Source organism: Moorena sp. SIO3A2 (assembly GCF_010672265.1).
GTDB lineage: Bacteria > Cyanobacteriota > Cyanobacteriia > Cyanobacteriales > Coleofasciculaceae > Moorena > Moorena producens.
This window is the reverse complement of sequence record NZ_JAAHHC010000001.1, coordinates 206,919-218,628: the sequence shown is the minus strand read 5'-3', so window position 1 is coordinate 218,628 and position 11,710 is coordinate 206,919. Positions and strand designations below refer to the sequence as shown.

Annotated in this window: 11 protein-coding genes; 8 read left to right on the top strand and 3 right to left on the bottom strand. The window is 42.2% G+C overall.

The window, feature by feature from the left end; all coding sequences use genetic code 11:
• Positions 1 to 26: 26 nt before the first annotated feature.
• A complete protein-coding gene (locus F6K64_RS00900; protein WP_008181028.1) occupies positions 27 to 482 on the top strand; it encodes a hypothetical protein in 456 nt (151 codons plus the stop codon).
• 251 nt (positions 483 to 733) lie between these two features.
• Positions 734 to 2,167, top strand: a complete 1,434-nt coding sequence (locus tag F6K64_RS00895; RefSeq protein WP_287264699.1) for a hypothetical protein — start codon at positions 734 to 736, stop codon at positions 2,165 to 2,167.
• 332 nt (positions 2,168 to 2,499) lie between these two features.
• On the opposite strand, the gene F6K64_RS00890 is transcribed toward F6K64_RS00895, so the two are convergent.
• Positions 2,500 to 6,135, bottom strand: coding sequence for a WD40 domain-containing protein (locus F6K64_RS00890; RefSeq protein ID WP_287264698.1), 3,636 nt, complete (start codon positions 6,133 to 6,135; stop codon positions 2,500 to 2,502).
• Positions 6,136 to 6,536: 401 nt separating this feature from the next.
• Positions 6,537 to 6,710 carry a hypothetical protein gene (locus tag F6K64_RS00885; protein ID WP_287251348.1) on the bottom strand — a complete coding sequence of 58 codons (174 nt, stop codon included), beginning with the start codon at positions 6,708 to 6,710 and terminating at the stop codon, positions 6,537 to 6,539.
• Positions 6,711 to 6,958: 248 nt separating this feature from the next.
• Between F6K64_RS00885 and F6K64_RS00880 the strand changes: the two genes are divergently transcribed.
• From F6K64_RS00880 to F6K64_RS00860, 5 genes are all read left to right on the top strand, one after another.
• Positions 6,959 to 7,492 carry a helix-turn-helix transcriptional regulator gene (locus tag F6K64_RS00880; protein WP_008181031.1) on the top strand — a complete coding sequence of 178 codons (534 nt, stop codon included), beginning with the start codon at positions 6,959 to 6,961 and terminating at the stop codon, positions 7,490 to 7,492.
• A 384-nt stretch (positions 7,493 to 7,876) separates the two neighbouring features.
• The gene (locus F6K64_RS00875; protein WP_287264697.1) at positions 7,877 to 8,344 is read left to right on the top strand and encodes a helix-turn-helix domain-containing protein; all 468 of its coding nucleotides are present in this window, start codon (positions 7,877 to 7,879) and stop codon (positions 8,342 to 8,344) included.
• Positions 8,345 to 8,411: 67 nt separating this feature from the next.
• Complete coding sequence (locus F6K64_RS00870) at positions 8,412 to 9,329, top strand: nucleotidyltransferase domain-containing protein (protein ID WP_287264696.1); 918 nt, start codon at positions 8,412 to 8,414, stop codon at positions 9,327 to 9,329.
• A gap of 6 nt (positions 9,330 to 9,335) precedes the next feature.
• Positions 9,336 to 10,094 carry a nucleotidyltransferase domain-containing protein gene (locus tag F6K64_RS00865; RefSeq protein ID WP_008181036.1) on the top strand — a complete coding sequence of 253 codons (759 nt, stop codon included), beginning with the start codon at positions 9,336 to 9,338 and terminating at the stop codon, positions 10,092 to 10,094.
• A 122-nt stretch (positions 10,095 to 10,216) separates the two neighbouring features.
• Positions 10,217 to 10,831, top strand: coding sequence for a hypothetical protein (locus F6K64_RS00860; RefSeq protein ID WP_287264694.1), 615 nt, complete (start codon positions 10,217 to 10,219; stop codon positions 10,829 to 10,831).
• 122 nt (positions 10,832 to 10,953) lie between these two features.
• Here F6K64_RS00860 and F6K64_RS00855 read toward each other — a convergent pair whose 3' ends face one another.
• Positions 10,954 to 11,148, bottom strand: a complete 195-nt coding sequence (locus F6K64_RS00855) for a hypothetical protein (RefSeq protein WP_287264693.1) — start codon at positions 11,146 to 11,148, stop codon at positions 10,954 to 10,956.
• On the opposite strand from F6K64_RS00855, the gene F6K64_RS00850 reads away from it, so the two are divergent.
• Positions 11,129 to 11,704 (top strand): Uma2 family endonuclease, encoded by a 576-nt coding sequence (locus F6K64_RS00850; RefSeq protein WP_008181039.1) that lies wholly within the window; start codon positions 11,129 to 11,131, stop codon positions 11,702 to 11,704. The two genes, F6K64_RS00855 and F6K64_RS00850, sit on opposite strands and share 20 nt — an antisense overlap.
• Positions 11,705 to 11,710: the final 6 nt, after the last annotated feature.

The following is an 11,710-nucleotide window of genomic DNA, read 5'->3' as shown; positions in this document are numbered from 1 at the left end:
AGTGATCGAAGTAGTGACAGTGGCTGATGAATACCAACAAAACCCTATTAGCTTTTTTACTTGCTCTGACCGATTTAGACACACCCTTGAGTCAACCTGAGAATAAGAGCATCAAAGAAATTGGCGATCAACTTGATGCCCAACCTCTGGCCTGGGAGAAGTATACCAAACCCAAGCTGCTAGAGATGATTGCCGCCAATCCTGAGTTAAATCAACGTTACCAAACCTATTACAACCAACTTGACACTACGGTCGATATTCCTCCAGACTATCTCCCCACAGAAGCCGAAATCCAGCCAGTCAATACACCTAGCCGTACCTCGATCATGAGAGGACATAAACCTAAGTCATCACCTACAGGCTATGACCAACAAATTAATAATATTGTGATTGTCGTCAGTCGTTCAGAACAGCCACAAGAAGTTGTCCAAAAATTACCCTTGGAAAAACTTAAAGGGTTTTTAGGGGCTTCTAAAAAGTAAATTACCCAATTCGGGAGTCGGGAGTCGGGAGTCGGGGTAATAAAATTGAAGGGTGCATCTGATATTTGTAAAAAAAAAGATAACTGTGGGAATTTTATGATAATTTTTGCCTAATTGCAAAAGCGATGAAGTCGCTACCAAAAATCCTTAAATCCTTATAGAGTTGATTAACTCTTGCCTGTTGCCTGTTGCCTGTTGCCTGTTGCCTTTCCATAAGGTAGTATGTTCACAACTAAAATAAAAATGCTATAGTGAGCGATATAATCTTTCCAACTCTGGATTTATTTTTATATGACTTACGAGATGCTCTCAACCTCACTGAAGCTGAGAAGCAAGAAAAGCAAGCTAAGTTCAGAGCTAAACTTCCAGCAGATAGTCAATTCTCCGATCCTGATTTAGAAACCAAATATTTAGAACTACTCCCTAAGCAAAAGTATTATGACTTTACTACAGCCAACGATACCCTACAAGGGTACTACTACCCTGTCCGCTTAAATGATACCTATGGCTTGCAAATTGATTGTTCCATTAACAATCAAACCGACCCCCAAACCCCTGAGTGTTTTGCCAGACTCCGAGCCGAAATTGAATGGAGATTACAAGGTGAAACAGCGACCCTAGGGCAAACTTGGATGCTTTCTGGATGGTTACCGAAAACGTCGAGCAAAAGCTACGAATACATTGCTAAATCCTGTTATCATGTTTTCCAGACAGCGGCGAATTGGTCACAAGATTTACAAGGAGTATCAACACCAGAAAGTTCGACCAAACCGGAAAAAAACATTGCCAAATCTGGTGCTCAGGTTTTCGATAAAGCAGGTAATTGGTCACAAGATTTACATGGAAAAGGCAGCTTATTTGGTGGTGAAGTTTTTGAGCTGTGGCGATATCAACCCCTGAATCAGGTCAACTGCCATGTAATCATTATGCTCTTTTCTGACCAAGAAAGTATGGAAAAAGCAGCGGAATTGTATACGGATTGGATGGGTCTGTTTAGTTATAGAAACAAAATTTTATGGGCTTACAGCCAAAGTCGCTTAATCAAAAAAACCTTGGTAGCTTACTATAAGCAGGTTGAAGCCAATCAGAGACTTATCAGTGACGAAAACGCTTCTAGTTTTAGAGACCAAACCATCGCCGCAAAACTCGATGACATTCAAAATTATTTAGGGAATTATACCCTGGATTTGCCTAAACTAAATTTTCAAAACCAAATTATCGAGATTAATTTATTCAATTATCAAACCCGTTTAGAAATCATCAACCAAAAATGCCAAAAATTAGGTGCCGATAATAACCTAGAGTTTTTAGAAACGTTTAGTAAAGAGGTAAAGGAAAATTACCTATTGCAGGTTACTAAAGACTATGATATAATGGAGATGGCATTACGGCTGCTAGAGACCAGGCTCAATGCCATCCGTAGTCAAATTGAGCTGGAAAAAGCAGAACGCGATCGCACTTTTCAGACTCTAGTAACGGTAGTTGGTGCGGGGACAGCTGTCACGGCTTTAATGGATTTTGACGCTAAGCAGTGTGATACTTTATCCACGCTGATCCCACCCTTCAAAAAGAGCTGTGACAACCCTTGGATCAATAGTGTGATAGTACCAGTTGGGCTAATCCTGATATTTGGAGTAATTGCCTTGTGCTTCAAAAAAATCTTATCAGGTAGTAGGTTGGGTTGAACTGAGCTCTTGGAAGGCAGAAGGCAGAAGGCAGAAGCCAGATGGCAGAAGCCAGAAGCCAGATGGCAGAAGGCAGAAGCCAGATGGCAGAAGCCAGAAGCCAGATGGCAGTTCCCGACTTTTGGTGGGCAGTGCAAACCCAATGCTATGGCTAGTCAGTGAATCTAACGGATGCACTGCCCACCCTACATGAATTCCCGACTTTTGGTGGGCAGTGCTTAGCAATGCTATGGCTAGTCAGTGAATCTAACGGATGCACTGCCCACCCTACATCTGTTCTCGACTCCCGATTCCCGACTCCCGACTCCCAACTCCCGACTTCTGCAACAAGTCTAATCAACTGCTCCCAAAGCTTTCAGGGAGGTAATAGTTGCTTTTGTTAAACCAGTAACACCGGCGATATTCATCCCCTCATAGGGTCTAGGCACTCTCAGGGTTTTGATACATTGACCCTTCTCGATATCCCAAAACTTAATGGTGCCATCGTTGCTGCTACTGGCTAGCATTAAACCATCTCGACTAAAAGCAACAGACCATACCACATTAGTATGTCCATGGAGAGTTTTTAAACATTCACCTGTCTGAACATCCCAGAGCTTACAGGTTTTATCATAACTACCACTAGCGATCAGTTTACCATTAGGGTTGAACGCCACTGAGCGTAATCGATGGGTGTGTCCACGCAAAGTGTTGAGACACTCACCAGTGCCAACATCCCAGACCCTAACAGTGTGGTCTTCACAGCCACTAGCGAGAATTCTGCCATCTCCACTAAAGACAACGGACTTGATGATATTCCGGTGTCCCTGCAAAGTACTTAAACAGTCACCGGTGCCAACATCCCAGAGTTTAACGGTTTGGTCTTCACAGCCACTAGCGAGGGTTGTGCCATCTGGACTGAAAGCCACTGACCAGACCAAACTCGTGTGTCCTAATAAGGTCTGGAAACACTCACCGGTGCTAATATCCCAGAGTCTTACCCTATCGTCATTATGACCACTGGCTAAGATTTCTCCATTGGGACTAAAGGCGACTGAAAGTACCCACTTGGGTCCGTGGAAGGTGTTGAGACATTCACCAGTGCTAATATCCCAGAGTCTGAGGGTTTGGTCTTTAGAGCCACTAACTAAGATTGCACCATCTCGACTGAAGGCAACAGAAAATATCAAATTGGTATGTCCTCGTAAGGTATCGAGGCATTCACCGGTACCAACATCCCAAAGTCTTACGGTTTGGTCTTCACTGCCACTGGCGAGGGTTGTCCCATCTGGACTGAAAGCAATAGACCATACGCCATTGGTATATCCTCGAAACGTGTTGAGGCATTGACCAGTGTTAATATTCCATAGCCTTACGGTTTGATCATCACTACCACTTGCTAAAGTTACGCCATCTGGACTCAAAGCAATAGACCATACACCATTAGTATGTCCGTACAACTTATTGAGGCATTCACCAGTGCTAAAATTCCATAGCCTTACGGTTTTATCATCACTACTACTGGCGAGAGTGGTTCCATCTTTACTAAAGCCAATTGACCGTATGCTTTTTGTATGTCCCCGCAGCATCTTAACGCATTTACCGGTGCTAAGATTCCATAGCCTTACGGTTTTGTCATCACTACTACTAGCGAGGGTAGTTCCATCGGGGCTGAAAGCCACTGACCTGATCTGATGAGAGTGTCCTTGTAAGGTGCTGAGGCATTCACCTGTATCAGAGTCCCAGAGTTTGATAGTTTTATCTTCACAGCCACTGGCGAGAATGGCACCATCGGGACTACAAGCTACGGCTCTTACGGTTTGGGAGTGCTCTGGCAAGATGTTCAAGCATTCACCGGTACTAACATCCCAGATTCTAACGGTTTTATCGCCACTGCCACTAGCAACAATTGTGCCATCTCCACTGACAGCAACTGACCATATTCTACTCCTATGTCCTCGCAAGGTGTGGAGGCATTGACTGGTAGCAATATCCCAGAGCCTGACGGTTTGATCTTCAGAGCTACTAGCCAAAATCTGAGTCTCTTCACTGTTACCATCATCTAGCCTAGTAAAGGCCAAAGACCATACCCAACTGGTGTGTCCCTTCAAGGTTAAACGGTATTGACTATCAGCAATTTGCCACAGATGAATCTTGCCCATGCTATCACCTGCAGCCAAAAGCTGGCCATCGGGGCTAAATGATACTGACAAAATACTACCAAAAGGTTGAGTAAAAACTGATTTAGCGATGGTAGCATTAGCGAAGTTTACATCTAGCAACTCTACCCCCTGAAGGTAAGCTTGCAAAATAGTGAGATTAGAAAAATCATAACCCCTTAAATCAGTTTTAAGTTGGCAGAGCAGATTAAGGATATTACCGGCTGCATAGCCTACCCTTGGCACCAAGTTTTCTCTTATTTTCGAAAGACTATTATTTAGAGTTTCCTCAAGACAACTTTGACTACTCAAACTAGCGATTAGCTGAGCGATTAATGGTTTGAGGAGCAGACGGGATTGACTTTCCCGAATGTACTGTTTTGCCAAAGCCTTCAGCAAACAATGAGAATTAAACAGAGCTATTTTATCGGTGAGTATTTCCTGACTAACCTTGTCAATTACTTTCTCAGTCATGTACTCGATCAGCACAGGTTGCAGGGTAAAGCCTGCTGAACTTTTTTCCAAAGGTAAACGTCTTTGTAGGGATTGCAGTGTTACTGGTAACTGTTGTTTAGCGACTGGTGAGAGAATATCATCTCGGAGTTGGGCAAGGGAAACAGCTTCCCGATTAATTGCCAACCAGTACAGAATTTCCTGTTCGTAGTCTGACAAGTGCTCAAAGTGCCAGGTTAACACTTCACGAAAGTCATCGAAGACTGGTTTCCCTTCTGTTAAAAAGTCGCCAATATTACCCAAAAATACTTCATCAATATGCTTGGCAACAATTTCTAGGGATAAAGGATTACCGTTGTAAAATTCAATCAGTTCTTGCCATTGCTGATCTGAACCAGAGAACGAGGCAATGGAATTAAAGATTTTCTTGCCATCTGAAACTTCAAAACCGCTTAATTCCAGGCAACGAACCGGTCGTGTTTTGCCTTCAAGTCTGGCAATGGCATGGGGCTTTTCTCGGCTGGTGATCAACAAGCAGCTTTGATGGGAGACTTCTCCAATTTGTCGGAACAGTTGCTCATACTCCTCATATCCCTCTCGATATTGCCCAGGCTTGTCACCACCTTGTAGAATTGACTCCACATTATCCAGGATTAGCAAACAGCGATGCTCACGCAAATAGTGAAGTAGTCGTGATAGTTGAGCATCTATGGTGTCTGGTAAATTGCTTTCTACCTGGTTGGAGAGAAATTTGATCAGCTCTTCGAGAATTTTTATAATGGGAGGAGCATTAAGTAGCGTACGCCAAATGACGTACTCAAACTCATCCTGAATGCCATGATCTAGCTTGAGGGACTGATCAGTTTTGCCAATTCCACCCTTACCTAGCTTCAAAGAGAGTCCAGTTTTGCCAATTCCACCCATTCCTAAAATTGCCACCACTCGGCAACGATCCTGGAGAATCCATTGCACTAAGGTAGCCAATTCTTCGGTACGTCCAAAGAAAACTGGCACATCCGGCGCTGCTGACCAATCTACTCGATTTGAGGGGATTTTAGTGGTTGTCTTCTGGATTGAGGACTTAGGGAGGCTGTTCTCAATCACATATTCCCAGTTAAGTCCTAAAACTTGGCAAAATACCTGGAAAACTTGGGCATTAATCGGCTTTCCTTGCAAGAAGCGTTTCCAAGTAGCTAGGGAGACACCAGGAGCATAGATTTCTTGCAACCCATACTCGGAGGATGCCCAGTCGATATCTGGATTTAAGATCTTACTCGCCTCGACCAGCCATCTGTGATCCTCTATCGTCCATCCCTTTCGGTTTCGATACTGTTTAATTGTTAGTCTTCCCTGTCGAGACGCTTGTAAAGATGGCAAAATCTCACCTCAGCTATAGGATTTACAAATAGGTCATGAACAATCTTGATGATTTCTCATAACATCAAAAACTCTTTGGAGCTCTTTCCTACTGTTCCCTGTTCCCTGAGCCGAAGTTACCTGTTTCGACGGGTCCGCTGTTTACATCTCAAATAAAAATGCTATATTCAAATCGAAGCAAAACCTAAGCTCAAGGGAATCGCAGGTCAACTCTGGCAAACACCCTTAGGCATATTCCAGGTCTAAGAGGGTATTTTAAAGATGTTGGATCCGACTCGAAAGGCCCCCCTAACCCCCCAAAGCAAGGGGGTAAGTTAGTACAAAGTCCCTAAGATTTGGGATTATGATGGCTTATTACCAACATTTGGTACTTCTCAAACATCCTCGCGACCCAGAGAATCTTAATGCGCTACGGGCACCCTAGGCGATGAAGCGTTCGCTTCCGCGTGGCCTACGGCCTCAGCTTCCGCGCTTGTGCAATCGGAGCCTCTGTCAGTAGACATACTGCCAAAGTCAGTCACAATATCCCACCAACACTTAGGTGCGCAAGACCCATTAAGAATTAAATTCGCCACTGGTCGCACCTCAGGAAACCTCTTCACAATCCTGTTCACAATGCTTTGCTACTTGATGTTTTAATAATTCAAATTAGAGCCAGCTGAGAGCTCAAAATTATTATACTTTATTATACAAATTGTCAAGTGCCAATTTTGGATCATCTGTTGTGATCACGAGGTGATCCAAACCTGATCCAAAACTGTGTCTAGCACAGCCTGGGCAAATCCGGAATTCTGGATAATGTGTAATTCAGGTTTAAGTAGTCATGGCACAAACAAGGTCAGAACCCCCATTACTGATCCAAGCAATCCTTGAGGGGTTTGTGGATGGGGTGCTGATTCTAACTACTAACCAAGATTGGTTTCATGCCAATGAGTGTGGACGTCGAATGTGTTCTAAAATCACTCAAGGTAGGTCACAGATAAATTCTATCCCTGACCCAATTTGGCGAGTTTGCGAATCATTAATTGATAGTCGTGAGTGGTTTTGCGATCGCAAACTAATTATCGAAGCTGAAATTCAAGTGGATAAGTCAGTTAACTTTCGGGTTAGGGTTAGATGGTTAACGTTAGAGTTATCTCCAGAACCTTACCTCTTAGTAACCCTAGAAGATCAAAATCAATCTTATCAAATTTCCGCTAGCACTGATGCTCTAAAATATGGCTTAACGCCCCGGGAAGAGCAAATATGGTCACTTAAAAAAGCCAACTTTACTTACCGAGAAATTGCCCAGCAGCTATTTATCAGCATCAATACGGTTAAGAAGCACCTAAAAAATATTTACGCTAAACAAAAATAATGATAGGCATCACCATTATTATATAGCAATACTTGTTTGATGGACTTTATTAATTGGTTTTATGGAGTAGGTATTGGTAGAAAATAAATTTAAATTTGTTCAGGTTTTTAATTTATAATTCAACGAATAAAGTTATGACTATATAGCGTTGATTGCAGTTATGAGGTACAGTCTTTTTTGACGTTGATTCCCTGTTTTGATGCAGCGCATTCCTATTCCCTATTCCCTGTTCTCTCTTCCCTGTTCCCTGTTCTCTCTTCCCTGTTCCCTGTTCCCTGTTCCCTGTTCCCTAAAATCCCGAAATTTTGTACCTCATAGCTATGATAATTGCTATAAGTTTACTTAAAAAAATTAATAATTTAAAAAATATGGGATAAAAACTCTATGTCAAATCAAGAAAACCGAAAGTTGGATAAGTGGATTAATAGTAATCCAGATTCAAGAGAATTAAAAAGAGCGCTAGCTGTAAAATTTGCCATACAAGGCTGGAACTATCAAGCAATATCCGAATCATTAAATGTATCAAAGAGCTTCATTAGTAAGTGGAAACAAAAATTTAATTCAGCGGGTGTAGAAGGATTAAAATTATCTTACAAAGGGGGTAAAGGCTATTTAAATAAACAAGAAAAAAAAGAAGTTATCACTTGGATAAAAAAACGATATAGATGTAACTTTGAGCAATTAGAGGGTTATTTACTTGAAGAATATAATGTAGTTTTTAAATCCCCAACTAGCTATTATAAATTACTTTCTGAAGCCAGGATGAGTTGGGAAGAATCAAAAAAAAATAATCCTTATAAAGATCCAGATTTATTGGATAAAATACTGAATCGTATTTACAATCAAGCCTAGTTTTACATCTTACTTAAGAATGCTATAATATTTTAATATTAGGGTTTATACAAAAAACTTATAACAAATGAATCCTCACTTAATCTTGCCAGTCGGTACCCAAGTGGTAACTCGTGTGGCTGCTAAAAACTCTGCGGGTGAAACATTATGTGTACAAGGAGCAGTCGGTGTAATAGTCAAGGCACCAACAGATGATTCCCATGCCTATCGGGTGCGTTTGCCTGATGATAGGGAAGTTACCCTACGTCGCCATGAATTTAGTATTCGTAAACACTTCCAAAAAGAAGGGTTACAGCTCTCGGAAGACTTACTCACAGAGTTAAATTTATATGATCATGTTATCTACCGCTGTGTAGTAGGGTCGAGAGCATTTGGTCTCGATGATGAAAACTCTGATATAGACAGACGGGGTATTTACCTGCCACCAGCTGTGGTTCACTGGTCACTGTATGGGATTCCGGAACAGTTAGAAAAGCACGAGACTCAGGAGTGCTACTGGGAGCTTCAAAAGTTTATCATTTTGGCACTGAAGGCTAATCCAAATGTGTTGGAATGTCTCTACACACCACTAGTGGAAACAGCCACTCCTCTAGCAGAGGAATTGCTAGCTATTCGAGATATTTTTCTGTCTAAGTTGGTTTACCAAACCTATAATGGGTATGTGATGTCCCAATTTAAAAAAATGGAGCAAGATTTTCGGACTAAAGGAGCAGTTCGATTAAAACATGCTATGCACTTAATCCGTTTATTGCTCTCAGGTATCACAGTTTTGAAAGAGGGGTTTGTACCAGTTAAAGTTGAGGAGTATCGGCAACAACTCCTAGCCATCCGTCGGGATGAAATGCCATGGGAGGAGGTTACGGCTTGGCGATTGAGTTTACATCAAGAGTTTGATACTGCTTTTGCTAACACCAATTTGCCAGAACGTCCGGATTATGAAGCAGCTAATGGGTTTTTGATTAAAGCACGTCAAAGTATGGTTTAGTTATATATGAATTTAAACCAAAAACTACTATCTGTAATTTATACTCAACCCCATCCACTGTTATTCGCTACCCTCAGTGGAGCGCATTTGTATGGTTTCCCTTCACCAGATTCTGATTATGATTTGCGTGGTAGTCACATTCTGCCAGTACAGAAAGTTATAGGACTAGAGCCGGGACCGGAAACGATTGAAGTTTCGGAAATTCGGGATTCCATAGAACTGGATCTAGTCACTCACGATATCAAAAAGTTCTTTGAGATGCTGCTGAAAAAGAATGGTTATGTCTTAGAGCAGCTGTACTCACCCCTAGTGATTCATACTACACCGGAGCATGAGGAATTAAAAGCGATCGCAAAACAATGCATTACTTGCTACCATGCCCATCACTATCTAGGATTTTCCCGAACTCAATGGAAACTGTTTCAAAAGATGAGTCCATGTCGGGTCAAACCTTTGCTTTATGTCTATCGGGCGCTGTTGACTGGTATCCATTTAATGAAAACTGGCGAAATAGAAGCTAACTTGGTTAAGCTCAATCAGGTGTTCCAGTTACCTTATATTCCAGATTTAATTGCTCGAAAGCTAGCAGGAGCAGAAAAGTCTGTATTGGAAGATACAAATATTGAATTTCATGAGGGAGAATATAGTCGTCTACAGAGTCAATTAGAGGAAGCTTCTGAGTCTAGTTGGTTACCAAAAGCACCATCAGCTAAGGATGCTTTGAATGATTTGCTCTGTAGATTGAGGATGGCAAATTTAAATTGAAATTGCTATATAGCAAAGGGAACAGGGAGCAGGGAATAGGGAGCAGGGAATAGGGCGCAGGGAATAGGGAGCAGGGAATAAAATTTATAGGAAACTCTATAATAACTATTCGCAATTGTGACATGAGATTAAAAGGATTAGCAATTCCTAGTGTTATGGTTGGTTTCGTTGTGCTTGCTTGTGGTAGTGAAACCCCAGCAGATAAAACCCAGCCTCGGAACGTAGCAGGGGATTGTAGCGAACGCCAATGTCAGGAAGTTTTAGCTGACCTTGGCGATAGTTTTCCTGAACAAATAGCTGAATGGGAAAGGGAGTGTAGTGATAGCAAACATTTAAGTTTAAAGGTTTTTCAGAATCAAGGACAACCCCAGCGAGTCAGCTTTTTTTGTTGGGATAAACCTATAGGAAATGGCAGTCGCACTGGTACATGGTTAGGGGTTTTGCCCTTAGTAGCCAATGATTCTACGTTTGTGAAGCCATTAGTTTGCTCTACTTCTGACCAACAGTGCCAGAAAGTATTGCCTCAATTACGAACAAAGGCTCCAGAGCTAGTCCAGAAAGCAGAATTTAAATGCGCGACTAAACAGGGGTCTCTATTTTTGAGAGTTTCTGAGCAGGAAATCGATATTATATGCGGTTTTTTCGCGACCTCTGTTTGGGATGATAATGGCGATGGTTTAGTGGATAATGAAGACCCAGTTAGTGTTGATATTTCAGTGGGTACTTTTAAACCCTAAGGTAAGCATTCAGCGGTCAGTGTTCAGTGGTCAGTGGTCAGCCGTTGGCCTTTGGCTGATAGCTGATAGCTGATAGCTGATAGCTGATAGCTGATAGCTGATAGCTGATAGCTTACGCTAATTTAGTATAATATCAAAAAATACTCCCAGCTCTTTACTACGATTCCCGATTCCCGATTCCCGATTCCCGATTCCCGATTCCCGATTCCCGATTCCCGATTCCCGATTCCCGATTCCCGATTCCCGATTCCCGATTCCCGATTCCCTATCTCCCCGAAATTGCTATAATTATCAATTATGACTGCTCTTATTCTCAACTTAGCTCCCACGATTAAACTAACAGATGAACAGTTCTTCCAACTCTGTCAGGACAATAAAGATTTACGTCTTGAGAGTACCAGCAAGGGAGAACTAATTATCATGGCACCAACGGGATGGAAAAGCGGAAACCGGAATAGCCGACTGACGCAACGTTTGGGTAATTGGGCTGATAGTGATGGAACCGGATTAGTGTTTGATTCTTCAACGGGCTTTACGCTTTCTAATGGTGCCAATCGTTCTCCTGATGCCTCCTGGGTAAGGGTAGAAAGATTAGAAGCACTTAATCGGGATCCTGATAAATTATTACCAATGGCTCCTGATTTTGTGGCGGAACTCCGCTCTGTTAATGACAACCTGAAGACGTTGCGGGAAAAGATGCAAGAGTACATGGACTGTGGTGTACGTCTAGGTTGGTTAATTGACCCTCAAAATCAACAGGTAGCAATTTATCGCCCTGGGCAGGATAGGGAGGTTTTGGAATCCCCGAGCAGCTTGTCAGGAGAGGATGTGTTGTCTGGATTCGTGCTAGATTTATCACAAATTTTGAGCTAATGTTGT